Below are 16526 nucleotides of genomic sequence, written 5' to 3'. Positions count from 1 at the left end.
CCGCGGCGCTGCTCCCGGCGCTCCGCGCCGGGAGACGGGGCGAGTCGCTGCGCTCCCCGCCAGGGAGCCGCTGCGCGGCTCGCAGTGGGTCGATTCCCGTTGCCGTCGATCGAGTCGCTTCGCTCCTCTGAGTTTCCGAGATTAGGTTCTCGCCTGCACTTTTCATCGTCCCGTTCGATCCGGTCCCCGCACCCCAACGAGGCTGGAGAAGCGGGAGGGTGTGCCCGACCCGCCGCGCACTCGCCTTCCCGCACCGCTCCATGTCATACCCACAGCATACCACCCGGCACCCTCGAATCCCAAAACAGCCGAAAAACTTAAAACACCCATATCTGTTGATAATCAACCATTTTCGAACCTTACAATCTGAAAAACGTGCACAACACACGTAAAAACTTACTCACCAAGTAATTACCCAAACATGTTGTCAATCAATACCTTTCAGAAACGGCTCGAAAACGGACGAAGCAGACACCCCCACGCCCGCCGACACCCCGGCGCCGGCACTCACCCGACAGGTCGCCGACACCCCACATCACAAACCGGAGACATGTCATCACACCAGGTCACAGCACCATTACGCCCGCGGGTGCCGAGGTCGCATCGATCCCACCCAGAATGGGCAGCAGAGATTCAGCAGCGGATCGCGTCGCTCGCGGCGACGCCTTGGGGCGGGAGCGCGTCATCGTGTTCGAGAGATTCTCCAATCAAGCCCGCCACGTGGTCGTCCTCGCCGCCGGCGCCGCCCACACCCACCACCAGAACTGGCGTCGGCACCGAACACCTACTGGTCGGGATCCTCGACGCCGGCGGCCCCGGAACGGCAGCACTGACCTCATGGGGCGTCACCGCCCCGGCACTCGACAGCAAGCTCCAGGGCGCCAGCGCACCGGCGGGCTCCACCCCCGTCGCCGGGCACATCCCGAACACCGGCAAAAACGAAGAAGGTCCCCGAGGGCAGCCTCCGCCAGACCGCCCTGCTCGGGCACGAGGAAATCGGCACCGACCACCTCCTCCTGGCCCTGCTCGACGACCCCACCTCCACCGGCGCTCACGAATTCTATTGTTCCTCACCCGAACCCAGCGGACGCCGCGCGCAACCTCGACATCACCGAACGCGTTCATGCTGCAGTGGCACCAACGACGGGCGTTCAGCGCCTCCGCCTTTCGTGTCCTGCCTAAATCTTTCGTGTCCAGGATCACCCGCGCCGCCCTCGGTGGGGCTTGCCATCGCCGCCACGTCCGTGACCCGGCAGAGCGCCAGCCGACAGTGGCAGGTTCTGCGCTACCGTGTATTTCGTTGCTGCTGCGGAGCTCTCGCCGCCGGGGCCCTAACCGAGCAGCACCCGTCGCCGCGACGGGTGCCGAGGGCGCAGAGCGGCGGGCCCTGCGGAAGGCTACAGGTGCTCGGTGGTGCGCCTGCCGATGGTGGTGCTCAGGGCGTCGAGTTCGGCGAGCACACCGGTGGCGGCCCAGATCTGGTTGCGCTTGCTCTCGGAGAGCACCTCGAGCACCCCGGCCGCGGTGAGCCGGCCCAGCGCGCGGTACGCGCTGGCGTCGGTGGTGCCGGTGATCTGCTGGGCGGTGTCGGCGCCGAAGATCGGCGTGCCGAGGAGGGCGTCGATGATCTTCTCGTCGGCGGAGTTGCTGCGCGGCCGCGCGATATCGCGCCAATAGCTGGGGAGTTCGGCCAGGGCGCGGGCAGAGTCCTGCGCGGCCTCGCTGGAGACGATCGCCGCGCGGGCGACGTACTCGACGAACCCGTCGGCATCACCCGCCCGGTAGCGGGTCAGGTGGTCGAAGTAGCGGCGGGTGTCGGCGAGCATCACCGACGCCAACGGGACGGTGACCCGGTGGGTCAGGCGGCGGCGGCGCAGGATCGCGCTGATCAGGGCGCGGCCGATGCGTCCGTTGCCGTCGGTGAACGGGTGGATGGACTCGAGCTGGGCGTGTGCGATCGCGGCCTGCGCGAGGATCGGCAGGTCGGTGCGGTTCGCGAACTCCAGCAGGTCCGCCATCAGCTCGTCGACCAGTTCCGGTGGCGGGGGCACGAACAGCGCGTCGATCGGGGTGTAGTCGCTGCCGCCGATCCAGTTCTGCACGTCGCGGAGTCGGCCGGAGTCGCGGGCGGTGTAGTAGTCCGGTGCCATCAGCAACCGGTGCGCACCGAGCAGGGTGTCACCGGTGATCGGGCCGTCACCGGCCGCGTCGACCATCGCGATCAGGGCCTTGACCGCGGCGAGCTGGGACTTGGCCTCCGCGCTGGACTTGCCACCGGCCAGCGCCTTGCCGAACGCGCGCCAGCCCGCGTCGATGTGCTCGATCTTCGACGACGCCACCGACTCGCTGCGCAGCAGGAAGTCCGACAGCGGCGCCAGGTGCTCGCCGAACCCTGCTTCGAGGCGGGCCACCGCGATGACCGCCTCCTCGTGCGCGCGGGCAACAACACCGACCAGATCGCAGTCGAGGGCGCCGATCATCGGCGGGATCATCACGTCGACGGTCTCCAGGGTGCGGTCCGCGCGCGAACCCTGCCGATGACGCGGGTTCCAGGGCCGAGTCTCGATACGATGCTCCGGCCAGATCACAGACCTTCTCCCCCTGGTTCGGTGCAAACGTAGACAACAGACATCTTAGCGTACTTTTACTACCTTAAACGTAGTCAACGACATTGATTGGTATACGCACGGCGGCAGGACACCCACCCCCGCAGGTCGGCGCCTGATGTCGTCCACGCCCGGCAGATCACCGCCCGGTCGGGTGACACCGTCACTCGTCGAACCCGACCCCGCACCGTGCCCCGAGCCATGCCGGAACCTGACTTCGCCGCGACCGAAACAACCTGCCCGGATTTGCCGCTCGTTCGAGAAGCTGATGGCGTTCGGCCGCCGCGACGAATGGTCTGATCACACCATGTCCGCCCACAATGATTCGGCACATCCTTCCAAACCTTCTGCGGGACTTAACGGGCAAGCGGTCAGGCGACGACAGGTCTGACGACAACGCCGACGACAGCTCAACCCGTCGCGTCCCGGTCGCGGTGGTCGAGTCGTTGTTGGCCGCTCCCGATGCGCTGACACCCGCACAACCTGAAGAGCTTGTCGCGCAGGCGCGCCGCGTTCAGCGCGAATGGCAGATTCGGCTCCGCAACCTGGGCTACTTCATGGCCGACGACGGGGTGTTCTTCGGCTCGACCATCCTCGACACGGTGTGCAGCACACTCTTCTCAGCCGCACCCTGAACAGCCTCTACAGCGGGCCGATCACACCGTTTCCACAACCGCGGGGACGACCTCGACGGATTGCATACGGCTCTGGCCGCCGCGTTCAAGGAGGTCGAGATCACCGTCGCTGTGTTCGCCGCCCGCCGCCCGCGACGTCCCGGCAGCTGATGCGCCGCGCGGGACCGCTGGCCGCGGTAGTCATCGGGATCGCGGTCTATCTGGCCGCGTTCATCTCTCACCCCCCACAGGAGATTTGCCGCGGACACCACCGCTTCCCCGAGGACGTGCTCAACCAGTACGGACTCGTCATCGCCGAACAGCACTCCAGCCGAGCAAAGATGCCCACCGTGGCCGCGCACTGCACCCTCCACCTCGTCTCCGGCCCCGAACCACCCCCACCGTCTTCGTGGTCGATTGGCACGCGACCGGACTGGCCCTCGCCGGTGTCGTCCTCGCCGCCGGCGGCGTCTGGCTCCGGTGGCGATCCCCGCTCCGCAGCACGGACCGAACGAGTTGGGCCGGAGCGACCGCACCGCCGCGCTGCCTGTGATCCGCCGTTGCCGCCTGCCGACCGAGAGGAACCCCAGTGCCGACACCCGAACCTGACGACCAGACGACCAGACGATCGTCAGTCTGAACGCGGTGCGTCAGAGGACAACCGACGACCTACTGTCCGGGCACGTACCACTGACGTCGCTGCTGTACCGCCGACGCGACCGAATCGCCGCCGACCTACTCGTCTCCGACGTCCTCACCACATACATGCGCGGTCACGGGATCGGCCGGCCGGGGTCATGGTCATGCTCGGCATCGCCGACGACGCCCGGGCCCGCGACCCGACCGCCGAACAGCGCGGGCAGATCACCGACGCGATCGCCGCGACGAGCGAGCGATAGGGGACGTCTAGCTCCGCTGTCCAGATGGCACTACTCGTCCGGGTCAGGACTCGACCGGGACCCACCGCTCCAGGCGGGCATGGCAGGGGAACTGCCCCGGGGAACGTCGCCGCGCATCGACTCGATCACCGTGTCCTCGCCGTCGACGCATGCGCGTGCGGATGATCTGGCGGAGATCGTCGACCAGAGGCGCTCACCGAGCACTACGCCGCCGACTGCATGCCCTGCCCGCCACCGGAATCGCTCCACAGCTCCCCCCTCCGAAGCCGAGGTGTGCACGGGCAGAGTTGGCGGCAAGAGCGCTTCTGGCGTCGAGGACAGACATGCCCACCCTTCGTTGTTGCACCAAATTTGCACACCACTGTGGAAGTCCCGATCCGACAGCGAGCGCACCCCGGAAACTGTCAGCGTCCGATCCAGCACCCGTCGCCGAACCCGCAATCCGGTCCGGCGCGGCATTCATTCCCGTCGCCTGCCGCCGCCGCACCATGGGCGAACTGGTAGACAGACCAGATGTGGTGGAACGCTCTGATCAGGAGGCCCCGATGCCACGACCATCATCATGGGTGAGGACGACGGCCTCCGCCCTCGGTGAGGAGCTGGCACGGATCGGTCTGACCGTCCCCGCCGACCGACTCGAGGACCTGCTCACCGACCGAGTCGCCGCCGTGGCAGAGCGGATGCACATCACCGAACGCACCGCCCGCCGGTACTTCGATCCTCACACACTGCGCACCCTCGCCCGTGAACTGGCCCTGCGCATCAACGATGAGGCACCCGGCGCCGACCTGCTGACACTGCCCCGCACCATCGCCATGCCCCTGCCCACCCTCGGTGCGACAATCGCCGCCCTCGTCGAGGTCGCCGCCCTCGCCGGCGCCGACACCGGTCCCGACGAGCCGGCGACAGCGATGTCGATGATCTCCACCCTCGGCGTCCTGACCAGAGAACACGACGGTCACCTTCCCACTGTCTGGGTGCCGGAGCCGCTCCTCGTGCGAGCGGTGCGGCTCATCGAGAACACCGCCGACCTCGTGCACCACGGCTGCACACTCCCACCAGGCGTCGCCGAGGACGTACGCCCCCACCTGCGGAAGGCACTGAGCGACGACGCCGCCCGGCTACGGGCACTGACCCCCCACACCGGCCGACGGACCGGCCCGGGCCTGTGGGCGGTTCCCGACGATCCCCGGTGAACACCGCGACTGCCCCGAAGGCATTCGTGACACAGAAACGCAGGAGAAACGAGATCTTCTGGGTAGTGGCTTCGGTGGCTTCGGTGGCTTCGGTGTCCTCGGCCGGTTTGCTCACGGACAGGTTGAGCGTGGGCAGCCCGTACTCGTCGGTCGGTGTGGTCCCGGTGACCACACCGCCGCCCGTCGAAGTCAACGCTGCCGCCCGTGCCGATGGACGTCACCCATTCCGCGCCTTTCATTGTCGAGGTGTTGCGTCGACCGGTTGAACCTGGTCGGTTCCGTTCCGGAATGTTCGTAGAATTGTTGGCCTGCAATAGCTTACGAGTTTCTATGAGAAGGTTGGGGCATGGGTGACAATGCGGCGATGGAATCGTTCTTCGCGTTGCTGCAACGCAATGTCCTCGACCGTGGCCGCTGGAGCAGCCGTGAGGAACGACGGTTGGCGACCGTCGGGTGGATCGAGACGGCCTACCACGGCGGCGCCGGCAACGCGGTTTCGGTCGACTGAAGTGCTGCCACACAATCATCACCGGCAGCTGGAAAAGACCGCCAGCAGCGGCCCCGCGATGACGCCCAGTGAAATCCGCGGTCCTTTCCACCCATCATCCGCAACACGCCTCCCGATCACATCCGGGACCCGACATATTCCCAGATCAGAGCATTCGCCCGGGCCACGGCTCTATCCTGTCCATCCTGCGACACTCGCCGTCTCACGTCAGGACGAGGACCGACAGGCGTCCGCGCGGTGAGAGAGCGCGGTGACCTCGACCGTACGATTCGCGTCGTTGATCAGATACAGCCTTTGACTACTCGAGACCGCCGTCGCTCTGGAGAAGTTGGGCGTTGATCCCTCCGCCCTCCGCCGGGCAGAGGAACGTCACCAGATTCGCGCAAGTCCTGCGGCATACCGAGGCGTCCCAGAGATGTGCAGGTGATCATGTGCGCCTTCTGCTGTTCGGTTCATCCACCCGGTGTCGGTCGGTCCGGGATTGATCGCGTTACAGGTCACGCCCAGATCGGCAAGCTCACGGGCGGCGGCCAGCGTGATCCGGTCCATCGCCCCCTTGCTCGCCCCACAGGCCAGGTTGCCGACGGTGTGATCGCTGGTCAGGCTGACCACCCGCCCGGTACCGTGCTGTCCGCGAAATCGCAGCCCGTACCCCCGGATCAGCAGCCACGACGCCCGCGTACTGACCGCGAAGTGCCGATCGAAGCTCTCCACCGTGGTGTCCAACCGGCCGGAATCGACCGACTCGCAATGGCAGAACACCAGCGCGGAGACGTTTCCCAGTTCGCGCTCGACGCTGTCGAAGAGCCGATGGGTCAACCCCACTTCTCTCACGCTCCCCCGGCGGAGGTTCTTTCCGTACTCGGCGCGATCGCCGAGTTCTCTGGTGTCCGGACACGCCGGGATGTCACGAACCCTCGCTGCCGCCCGCGTGCGGCCGCACCGGCGGCGCAATTCGAATCTCGGTGTGCGCCAATTCGAAATTTTCGAGCGAAGCTCAGCGCGGATTCGGTCAACGACCTGCTCGGACACCACGGGGGGCGCGCCGCGGCGTAGCGTTGGGGTGACGCCTTGTGGGCTCGCCCAGCACGTTGGCTCACCCAATCCAGGTAAAACCCTTATGCACCAGCTCAGTTCACTCGATGCGCAGTTCCTCGACGCCGAGACATCCACCACCTCCACCCATGTCGGGATCCTGAGTGTCCTCGGCCCCACCACACCGGGTGGCGGGCTCACGGTGCAGGCCCTCCGGGCGCTCGCCGATGGCCGATTACACCTGGTGGGGCCACTGCGGTGGCGGCTACAGCAGGTACCTCTCGGGCTCGACCGGCCCTACTGGGTGGACTCCGAGTTCCTCGACCTCGGCTATCACATCCGGGAGGTCACCCTGGCCGGTCCCGGCACCGACGAACAGCTCGCCGAGCAGATTTCCGGTCTCGCGGCACGTCCACTGAGCCGCGACCGGCCCCTGTGGCAGTGCTACCTGGTGAACGGGCTCACCGGTGGCCGGCAGGCGATCTACACCAAGGTGCACCCCGCGGTGATCGACGGCCTGACCGCGGCGCAGGCTCTCGCGGTGCTGATGGACACCACCCCGCAACCCCGCACGGTGCCGCACCGGCTCAGCGACGAGCAGTACCAGGCGGCCGGCGCCCTGGGGATGCTCGGCAACAGTGCCTGGCATCTGGCACTGTTGCCCGCGCGGCTGATGTGGTCCTCGCTCCGGCTGGCACCGCACCTGCCCGAGCTCGCCGACGCCCTCACCCACCCGGGCGCGGACCTGCTGGGCACACTCGCCCGGAGGCTGACCCCGCGCACATGGCGGCGGTCGGCCGACGAGGCGACGGCCGGGGCACCGGCACCCCCCGACACCCCATTCCCCGGCCCCGACACCGCGCGCCGACGGTTCGCGTTCACCTCGCTGCCACTCGGCGAGGTCGATGCGGTCAGGACCGCGCTGGGGTTCACCGTCGACGACGTGGTGACGGCGCTGTGCACCACCGTGCTGCGTCGCTGGCTCATCGACCACGATGCCCCGCCAAACACGGCGCTGGCCGCGGCCATGCCGATCGCGCGGCGCACCGACGCACAGTTCGCGGCCGCCGACCATCGACTCTCCCTCCTGCCCATCGCCCTTCCGATCAACGAAGCCGACCCGGCCCGCCGCCTGCACAAGGTGCACACCTCGCTCACGGCGGCACCCCAACGTTTCCGCGCCGCACCCGCCACCCTCGTCCGCGACGTCGGCGCCGCGCTGCCGCGAGCACTGCGCGGCCCGATCTCACGCACACCGCTGCGGGCACTGACCCTGCCCACGCCACCGGTCAACCTGATCATCTCCCACGCCGCCGGCCCTGCTCGGCCGCTGTACACCGCGGGCATCGAGGTAACCGGGAACTTCCCCGTCTCCGCCGTCAGCGACATGACCGGCGGCATCACCATCGCCGCCATGTCCTACGGCCGGCACCTCGACGTCGGCATCATCACCTGCCGAAACCTCGTCCCCGATGTGTGGGACGTCACCGGCCAACTACACCAGGCCCTCTCCGAACTGACCGCGTGCACCCGCAACGTCCGATACCTGCGCCCCGCCCGTCCCCCGCACCGACCGATGTCGAGGTAACCGCGCTCTCGTCATCGGCCCCACCATCTACCGACCCGAAAACGCAAATAGTCCCGGCTCTACCCGGAGGCGATTTTGCGTGGAGGCCGTCCTGTCGAGACGATCCTTGGGCAGGAAGGATTTTCGAGGTTGGCGCGGCGCTCGATTTCCGTCTACGAGGCCGACCGGCTTCAGCCGGGGCCGGCTACCGGAACGCCGCGTCGGCAGTTCCTCGAGGGGAACGGATCGTCGCCACTGAGCGAATCGGTGATCTCGCGATACGCCGGTGGTGGGGCGGCGGCGGCAAGTATGAGTTCGTCCGCGCAAAGGTGCCGGATGCGGCCGTTGGCGAAATGCACGGTCGAATCCGATACTGCCCCAAGGCTTCCATCAGCATGCGGATCAGGTCCAGATGGGAACCCTCCGACCGAAGGGGTCAGGCGGCCCGGAGGATCCGGGCTCTCGCGCGGGTTTGCCGTCCGAGGCCACGCGGCAGCACGCGCATCGGATACCCCTATCCGACCGGTTCACTCCTCGAGCCGACAGGCGCATCGGTCCAGCGCACCGAGGGCGCCTGCCGATCGCATCGGTGACCAATGCCAGGGGCACGGGGATGAGTGCACGGCGGCTCGCCGTGCACCTGTTCCCACGAGCAGCCTGCGGACGTTCGACGGTCACCGCAACGTCGACATGAACATCACGGGGCGCCTCCGGACGGAACTATCCCATCACTGAACATGGAATGTGCTGTGCCATAGCCAGATTGACCGGACAGACGGCGAACGACACGATGCCGATGCTGTCATCGACGCGTCGGACCATCCGGCGCATCCTGCCGCCGCACCCGATCGGGTATTCACCTCAGCCGGCCCGGGCACTGCGTTTCACCCGCAGCCTCGGTCGGCATCGGCACTTCGGCGACCCGGGACGGGACAACCCTTCGGTCTCAGAGGTAGAGGTCGAGAGGGACACCGATCATCGAGCGGTGTCCGACCGTGGGCGCGCACCGTCTTCACCTCGGGATACGGTGCGGAAGGTCCGCGCGAACCTCACGCGCAGCCCGCCGGTGGTGTCGCGGGCAGCCACGACCGGGGTTTCGGTCGCGAGCATCCGGTCGAGCGACGGATAGCCGGCCAGCCACCCGAGGATCGGCTCGACTGACAAACGGTGACCTGAGCCTCGCGGAACAATCGCTGTTCTCCTGTAAACCCATGTGATCGGTATGTCCGTACAATCGATGATGTTGTGGCGAAGGGCCGCGGCAACCGCCGCGGCGACGAAGAGCAGATCGCATATTCTCCTGGCGCCAACCTCGCCGAACCGGCGACAGTCGCCCCTGCCGACGCCGCGAGCGGCCACCACCCGAAAGCTGTCCTCGAACTGATCGAGCGTCATCTTCCATCCCACCCCGGGTGGCCGGCAGGGGAAAGTCGCATACGTACAGCACAAGAGCCACAAGCCTCCCGAGGCGGGAGCCATGACACGGCATCACCCCGATGGGGCCCACACCGCCACCGCCACCGCCACCGCCACCGCCACCGCCACCGCCGAGGATTGGACACTGGACCGCCTAGCGGCAGACACCAGGCCATCCGCACTACCCGTCAAACCAAGGTGCCCGGTTTGTTGTCCGGAACGAGCCGCAACCGAGACCCCACGACACATCGACAACACAGAAATTCAGTTTCCGGAGTCCGGATCTGCCCACAGATCCTCCCGTTCGGGAACGAAAGGAACCGCACTTGCTCCCCGCACGAACCCCATCCACGCCGACCCACCAGGTCCTGAGCGGACCCGAAGGGTGGCGGGACAGCGCCGCGTGCCGCGGTATCGAACCGTCGATGTTCTTCTCCCCCGACAATGAACGCGGCATCGCCCGAAGTCACCGCGAATCACGGGCCCGGCAGATCTGCCAGGACTGCCCCGTACTCACCCAGTGCCGCGAGCACGCCCTGACGACGGGCGAACCGTACGGAATCTGGGGCGGCATGACCGAAAACGACCGCAAACGACACACCAACCGAGCTCGCCGCCGCGAGCACCGACCCCTCGCGCCCCGGCACGCGACACCGGCCACCGCCGACGCCCTGCACCTGAGCTCCGCCCGGTAACGAGCGCGTCCAACGCGGCATCCCGACGACCCCACCACCCCACGGAGAACCCCAGCTCCAGCACCAGAATACGAACCAGATCAACGGTTTTGGACCAACCAGAGTCCGATGGAGCATCGCCGATCGAGACGCCCGAACGCGTCAACGACGCGATGCTCCCGGCCCCGAAAGCGAGCACGGTGCTCTCCGAAGCGACGAAACACCGATTGTCACCGGTCGCGATGACGAACTGCCCTCCCGGAGCAGCGAAGGTCGCCGACCGCAGCGGGCCTCCGGTTCCTCGACCCTTTCAGGTTCGGGCAGGTTGAGCGTGGGCAGTCCGTTCTCGCCGGTCGCAGCGGCGGCCGTCATCGCAGCCTGAGCCGGATCGGGATTGCCCTCGCCCATCGGGTCGTTCGCCACCCCCACGGCGGCAACGCAGGCGGCGGTGATGCCCAACGCGGCTGCGGTCTTCACGTATGGGCGGCCACCCGAAGGGCCACGCATTCCCCGGGCTTTTAGTCGGTAGTCGCTTGGCCGGCCCCCGGCACCGCACCCGCGGTGCGGGCGCCCGGGGGTTGTCACGAGGGTTACCGCTGGCGCCGCCGAACAGAGAAGCGTCCGGAACGCCTGGACACCGAGCACGCGGCCCACGCCCCGAGCGGGTTGAGTTCCTCGAGTCGCTCTCGAGTCACTCTCGGGTCGCTCTCCGCTCTCGGGTCGAGTTCCTCGAGTCGCTCTCGGGTTGCTCTCGGGTCGCGTCGTCACCCGTCTTCGCCAGCCGCTGCCACTTGCCGGAGAGAATGAAGAACTCGTCGAGGACCGCGATCATCAGCGGTAGCTGCGAACCCTCGATCTTCTTGTGGTGAATGTAGGCGTTGCGGGCCATCATCTCGGTGTGCAGCGCACGCACGAACATTGCCGCGCGGAGCGCGTCCTACACGATCGCGCCACAACCGGGGTAACCCTCGAGTGCCGTCGAGTTCGATCATCTTCGGATCGACACCGACGAACGGGATGCCACGGCGCACCGCCTCGGTCAGCAATCGTGCGGATCACGAACCCCTTGCCACCGCCGGTCGGCCCCACGATCACGCAATGCGGCCGGTTCGAACTCGTCGACACATCCCAGAACATCGTCAGGTCCGCCGCGCCGGTCGCATACGGCAGGTGCCGCAGGTCCTCGTCGACCAGGGCGAACGGGTACTCCACCCCGGTCGGCACCGCAGCCACGAGCCGCATCACCAGGTGGCCCTGCGAAGGGGTCCACTCCGTGGTCCAGGTCCGGCCGGACTCGTGCACGCCCGCAAGAGATGCCAGGGCTTCGTCGACCTTCGCTTGGAAGCCGCGGCCACCGGAGTTCATCGACGGCTCGAACGTGCTCTCGACGCCGTTCTCGAGCCGTTCTCGACGCCGTACTCGTCGACCGAGTCGACGGTGACCCTCGCGTCCTTGAGGATTGCGCCGGCATCGAGCGCCGCCTGCAGCGCCTTGTGCCGCGCGGAGCGAGTGTCGGGGATGACTTCGGCGCGGGTGATGAGGATTCGATTCCTGTGCCCCTCATGCTCGACGCGGACCTCCCACTTGCCGCGGCCAGCGAATGCCTCCTCGATGGCCCGGGTCAGCTCGTGAAAACGCCTTCGGCCGGATCACGGTGCCGGGGTGCAGTGTGATCGCCGCCCGGCAGACGGTCCGTCGCCGGGGAGCCAGTGACACGATGACCTTCCGGCGACGGTGACCGGTGGTCTGACGCACCACGGATTCGAGCATCCGAGTCGACTTGTGCGCGCGGTAGCGGGACACATCGAGCGCGCACAGTGCGGCAGCGCCAGCGAGCAACGGGCCACTGGTAGCCGTGCAGCTGGGTGAGGGACGTCGGTCGCGGTCTCGTTGCCGTCGACGGCCGGCAGCAGCCGTGGCGCGTACACCGCGGCGGCGCCGGCCACAGCGATCGGTGAGGTGGGGGTGAAGCGGCCGATGCGCGCCCGGTCGGGCGGCCGAATCGACCTGCGTGCCTGCGCGTGCGGTGTCGCAGTCGCCGAAGATCTCGCGGTACTGCTGAACCACCCAGTCCTCGACCGGGTCACGACGTGGTTTGAGTCCCCTCGGGTGGTGTAAATCCGGAAGGCCCGAGGGTGACCGCGTGTCGTTCCCTATGAGGACGGCCACCGCGTGAGGCTCTGTGAGAAACCGACCAAAGTTTCCACGAGAGGAGCCACGCGATGGCCCTGGACCAGTCTGCCCTACTCGCCCTGACCGAGTCACTGCGCACCGCCGACGGCGGCGACGTGATGCGGACATTGCTGACCACGATCCTGCAGGCACTGATCGAGGCCGAGACCACCGCCCACATCGGCGCCGACCGCTACCAACGCACCGACGAGCGCACCACCAGCCGCAACGGCACCCGAACGAAGACGGTCACCACCACCAGCGGCGACCTGGACGTCAAGATCGCCAAGCTGCGGTCCGGATCGTTCTTCCCGTCGCTGCTCGAGCCCCGCCGGCGCGTCGACCGTGCACTGCACGCGGTGATCATGGAGGCCTACGTGCACGGGGTGTCGACCCGCAAGGTCGACGACCTCGTCACCGCTCTCGGATCGGACACCGGAATCTCCAAGTCCGAGGTCTCGCGGATCTGCGCCGACCTGGACGAGGAGGTGACCGCCTTCAACACCCGTGAGCTGGGCGGACAGGAGTTTCCGTACGTGTTCCTCGACGCCACCTACTGCAAGGCCCGTGCCGGTGGCAGGCGCGGCGGGCGAGGAGCTGCGGTGGTCTCACAGGCGGTGGTGATCGCCACCGGGGTGGCCGCCGACGGGCGACGCGAGGTCCTGGGCTGCGCGGTCGGGGACAGCGAGACCGAGGCGTTCTGGGCCGAGTTCCTGCGGAGTCTGCGTGCACGCGGCCTGCATGGGGTTCAGCTGGTCATCTCCGACCACCACAGCGGTCTACGGGCCGCGATCGACACCGTGCTGCTCGGGGTGGCGTGGCAGAGGTGTCGGGTGCACTTCCTGCGCAACGTTCTCGCCCGTGTCCCCAAGGGGCAGGCGGAGATGGTCGCCGCCGCCATCCGCACCATCTTCAGCCAACCCGCCGGGAAAGATGTGCGGCAACAGGTGGACACCGTCGCGGCCATGCTCGAACCCCAGTTTCCCGCGGTGGCAACGATGTTGAGCGACTGCAAGGAGCAGATCACCGCGTTCGCGGACTTCCCCAAACCGCACTGGTGCAAGGTGTGGTCGACCAATCCCCTCGAACGCCTCAATCGGGAGGTCAAGCGCCGCACTGACGTGGTGGGGATCTTCCCCAACCCCGCGGCGCTGCTCCGGTTGGCGACCTGTGTGCTCATCGAAACCCACGAGGAATGGCAGGTCGGTGACCGCCGCTACCTATCCGAGGAATCGATGGCACAACTGCGCGCCCCCGAGCCGGAATCCTCGGCCGGGCACGCCGACATCCCCGCGAAGAAGGAGGAATCCACCGCCCTTACGGTATGATCACCGCAATCACAGCGCCACGCGCTCAACGATTTACACCACTCCACGGGGCTCTATCCACGACGTGCGTTCACCGCGGGCTCCTTTCGCTCGGCCCGACACCACTGCGGGAGTGATGCGGGAGCACTGTGGCAACAAACGCGCGCCGGGTTCAACGGGGTATGTGGATAACTTCCGAGCGGCGCGTTCGACGAATCGTCCCGAGCCTGTCGGTGCCCCACGTAGAGCATCCCGGCGACCCCCGGATCCCAGCGGTCCGCGCGCCGCTCACCGAGACCCGGTGTGTGCCGCATCGCACGCCGTGGCGAAGCAGGCATCCAGGGGACTCGTTCGCTGTGTCGGCGGTGTTCGCCGCACGGTGCCGGAACGGTGCGGGTGCGGCCGCGGACCCGCCCGCCGCAGCGCTCCGAACAGCAGTCGCGGACCCCCGTCGCAGAGCGCTCGAATCAGCGGTCACGGACCCCCGTCGCAGAGCGCTCGAATCAGCGGTCGAATGAGCGGTCGAGTTCCGGGCGTTTCGACGGTGATTCGACCGCTGCGGCGAGCACGTCCGAGCACGCGTGTGAGACGCCTCTCCGCGAGCGATACCGGCAGGGTCGGTGCGGCGGTCGACGCGGTCCCGATGCCGGCGCGGCGAGTCCACGAAGGGCGCGCCGAACCGGCGCCCCGCTGCGCGGTCGACACAGCACCGCCGCAGGCGTGTGACATGGGGCGTCCCGAAATAGGTTGGCGCGGCGCAATTTCTAGTAGTACACTCCCCCCTAGGCCCGAAGGGCCGGGGGGAGTGACCCCCGAAGGGGGTGGGGTTCCCCCGCTTTTCCGGACGCTCGATTCGGACGCCCGTTCTCATGCCACGGCAGAGCACCCTCCGATCGGTGCCGCAGCACCACCTGTTCGATCCCCATTTCGAGGGCAATAAGACGCGCACTCGTGTGCGCCTGAACACGGGCGGTCCGGCACCACATTGCAGCGCTGAATTTCGCGCTTCCACGGCCCTGCCGCCACCGTTGCTCCGCCGGGTTCTCCGGGCACCACCCCACCGGGCGGCCCGTTGCGGTGCTCGGCGGGCCCCGATCTCTGACCGAGAGGGGTCAAGCGCACACCGAACCACCCACGACCCGTCAGAGGTCCACGCGCGACACCCTCACCGCCCACGCAACCGATGCCCGCGCCCAGCCCATGCGTGGGTCACCAGATGGCCGAAAAGCACGCACCCCCGCTGCGCCGACGACCACCGCTGCGCCTTCGCACAAGGAAGCTATCCACATACCCCGTTGACGTCGGCACGCGATCTTTCTTCACGTCGCCCGCACCACATTTCAAAAGCTGTCGCCAGATCCGACCCGAGAAGAACCCCATCTGTGTTGCGTCCACCGTCGTCGACGCCGCACTCGCTTCACCCACACACCCCCACATCGGTGATCACTTTCTTGCTCCGGAAACCGAGGTGAACACCAACAACCTCGAGGACTGGATCGGCGACAACGTCTTCGCCGGTGATCTTCCCCGCTGGTTGCCTGCGCGATCACACTCGGAGCCCGCCACAAGCAACTTCTCGAAGTCGGCGGACCGATCTGTCGCCGCGATCACCTTCTTCGTGCTCGCCGGTAGCCAGAACGCAATGAACGGGCTCGGAACCTTTTCCCTCAGCCTCTTCGGCGTCGACGTCTCACGCGTGCTCGTCCCTTGCGAACACATCCTCGAAGGGAGTGAGCACGTAAACGCCGACCGACCCGCTCTACCCGCGTAGACGCGCACTACCTCGGCCCCCGCGGGCAGAACCCTCCCCCGACTCGCATCCGGTACTCCGCCGTCGGGGTGAATGCAACGATCGCGGTCACGGCCTCGTCGTCGCCCGCATGATCATCGACGTCCCTCCGGGCTTCACACCACTGGCCGTGATGCTCACGCTCACCGTCTCTCTCACCACCACGATCACCGATACATCAACGCCGACCGACCCCCGCACTTTCCGTGTTCATCGCGGCATGGAACGACGTGGTGGCACCACGACCGCCTCAGACCCGGACAGAGCGCCCCGGCCCCGGCCCGCCGGTGCTCGACCTGTCCACTACCGAAGATCGACGGTGAAATCCGATCAGCCCCGAACAAGGACATCGCCGCCGGTGCTCGACCCGAACTTCGACGAGCCGCAGCCGCCGGTCCTGCCGCCGGAAGCCCCGCCTCCCTCCCGCGCCGCGCCGGTGCGGACGTTCCGCTGGTCGCGTGGGCTCGGTCATTTCCCCGGGTGGTGGTGGTCGGTGACAACCGGCCACCATGTGGGTTACGAGTCCTGGCTGGAGCGCGATCGTGTCCGCGCGCTCGATTTCGATCGGGACGTCGTCGGTATCGCGTCGCAGCCGTTCTGGCTGCACTGGAGCGATGGCAGACGCCAGCGCCGCCATGCCCCGGACTATTTCGCTCGCGTGGTCGACGGGTCGGGTGTGGTGATCGATGTCCGCGCCGATGACGCGATCGAGCCGAGGGACGCCGAAGCGTTCACGGTCACGG

10 protein-coding genes and 3 pseudogenes are annotated in these 16526 nt (G+C 67.4%); 9 read left to right on the top strand and 4 right to left on the bottom strand.

Annotation, left to right across the window (positions count from 1 at the left end):
- Positions 1–977 precede the first annotated feature (977 nt).
- Positions 978–1022 (top strand): annotated as a pseudogene (locus PSR88_RS36870) (hypothetical protein); the annotation flags it as partial.
- Between the two features lie 375 nt (positions 1023–1397).
- On the opposite strand, the gene PSR88_RS36865 reads toward PSR88_RS36870, so the two are convergent.
- Entirely contained in the window at positions 1398–2588 is a 1191-nt protein-coding gene (locus tag PSR88_RS36865; protein ID WP_016884937.1) for a Fic family protein, read from the bottom strand.
- Positions 2589–2926: 338 nt separating this feature from the next.
- On the opposite strand from PSR88_RS36865, the gene PSR88_RS36860 reads away from it, so the two are divergent.
- The 3 genes and pseudogenes from PSR88_RS36860 to PSR88_RS36850 form a co-directional block, all read left to right on the top strand.
- On the top strand, positions 2927–3241 hold the full coding sequence (locus PSR88_RS36860; RefSeq protein ID WP_016884936.1) for a hypothetical protein: 315 nt from the start codon (positions 2927–2929) through the stop codon (positions 3239–3241).
- A gap of 1423 nt (positions 3242–4664) precedes the next feature.
- Complete coding sequence (locus tag PSR88_RS36855) at positions 4665–5315, top strand: hypothetical protein (protein WP_029539789.1); 651 nt, start codon at positions 4665–4667, stop codon at positions 5313–5315.
- A gap of 273 nt (positions 5316–5588) precedes the next feature.
- A pseudogene (locus tag PSR88_RS36850) lies at positions 5589–5885 on the top strand (hypothetical protein); the annotation flags it as partial.
- A 307-nt stretch (positions 5886–6192) separates the two neighbouring features.
- Here PSR88_RS36850 and PSR88_RS36845 read toward each other — a convergent pair.
- On the bottom strand, positions 6193–6648 hold the full coding sequence (locus PSR88_RS36845) for an SDR family oxidoreductase (RefSeq protein ID WP_009472498.1): 456 nt from the start codon (positions 6646–6648) through the stop codon (positions 6193–6195).
- A gap of 295 nt (positions 6649–6943) precedes the next feature.
- On the opposite strand from PSR88_RS36845, the gene PSR88_RS36840 reads away from it, so the two are divergent.
- Complete coding sequence (locus PSR88_RS36840) at positions 6944–8446, top strand: wax ester/triacylglycerol synthase family O-acyltransferase (RefSeq protein ID WP_342338896.1); 1503 nt, start codon at positions 6944–6946, stop codon at positions 8444–8446.
- Between the two features lie 954 nt (positions 8447–9400).
- Here PSR88_RS36840 and PSR88_RS36835 read toward each other — a convergent pair.
- Positions 9401–9820, bottom strand: a complete 420-nt coding sequence (locus tag PSR88_RS36835; protein ID WP_009472502.1) for a DUF1931 family protein — start codon at positions 9818–9820, stop codon at positions 9401–9403.
- 347 nt (positions 9821–10167) lie between these two features.
- Between PSR88_RS36835 and PSR88_RS36830 the strand changes: the two genes are divergently transcribed.
- Positions 10168–10536 carry a WhiB family transcriptional regulator gene (locus tag PSR88_RS36830; RefSeq protein ID WP_009472503.1) on the top strand — a complete coding sequence of 123 codons (369 nt, stop codon included), beginning with the start codon at positions 10168–10170 and terminating at the stop codon, positions 10534–10536.
- Between the two features lie 670 nt (positions 10537–11206).
- Here PSR88_RS36830 and PSR88_RS36825 read toward each other — a convergent pair.
- Positions 11207–11434, bottom strand: a complete 228-nt coding sequence (locus PSR88_RS36825; RefSeq protein ID WP_011593342.1) for a hypothetical protein — start codon at positions 11432–11434, stop codon at positions 11207–11209.
- 1303 nt (positions 11435–12737) lie between these two features.
- Between PSR88_RS36825 and PSR88_RS36820 the strand changes: the two genes are divergently transcribed.
- From PSR88_RS36820 to PSR88_RS36810, 3 genes and pseudogenes are all read left to right on the top strand, one after another.
- Positions 12738–14015 (top strand): IS256 family transposase, encoded by a 1278-nt coding sequence (locus PSR88_RS36820; protein WP_016884933.1) that lies wholly within the window; start codon positions 12738–12740, stop codon positions 14013–14015.
- 1447 nt (positions 14016–15462) lie between these two features.
- Positions 15463–15765 (top strand): hypothetical protein, encoded by a 303-nt coding sequence (locus PSR88_RS36815; protein WP_016884932.1) that lies wholly within the window; start codon positions 15463–15465, stop codon positions 15763–15765.
- A 109-nt stretch (positions 15766–15874) separates the two neighbouring features.
- Positions 15875–16513: pseudogene (locus PSR88_RS36810) on the top strand (TnsA-like heteromeric transposase endonuclease subunit); the annotation flags it as partial.
- Positions 16514–16526 lie beyond the last annotated feature (13 nt).

It is taken from the genome of Rhodococcus sp. DK176 (genome assembly GCF_038447315.2).
Classification (GTDB): Bacteria; Actinomycetota; Actinomycetes; order Mycobacteriales; family Mycobacteriaceae; genus Rhodococcus_F; species Rhodococcus_F jostii_A.
This window is presented reverse-complemented; position numbering and strand designations above follow the sequence as displayed.

Excerpts from the sequence above, each read along its gene's own strand:
- PSR88_RS36860 (WP_016884936.1), top strand. The coding sequence starts at position 2,927 with ATGATTCGGCACATCCTTCCAAACCTTCTGCGGGACTTAACGGGCAAG.
- PSR88_RS36825 (WP_011593342.1), bottom strand. The coding sequence starts at position 11,434 with ATGTTCGTGCGTGCGCTGCACACCGAGATGATGGCCCGCAACGCCTAC.
- PSR88_RS36820 (WP_016884933.1), top strand. The coding sequence starts at position 12,738 with ATGGCCCTGGACCAGTCTGCCCTACTCGCCCTGACCGAGTCACTGCGC.
- PSR88_RS36855 (WP_029539789.1), top strand. The coding sequence starts at position 4,665 with ATGCCACGACCATCATCATGGGTGAGGACGACGGCCTCCGCCCTCGGT.
- PSR88_RS36835 (WP_009472502.1), bottom strand. The coding sequence starts at position 9,820 with ATGACGCTCGATCAGTTCGAGGACAGCTTTCGGGTGGTGGCCGCTCGC.
- PSR88_RS36840 (WP_342338896.1), top strand. The coding sequence starts at position 6,944 with ATGCACCAGCTCAGTTCACTCGATGCGCAGTTCCTCGACGCCGAGACA.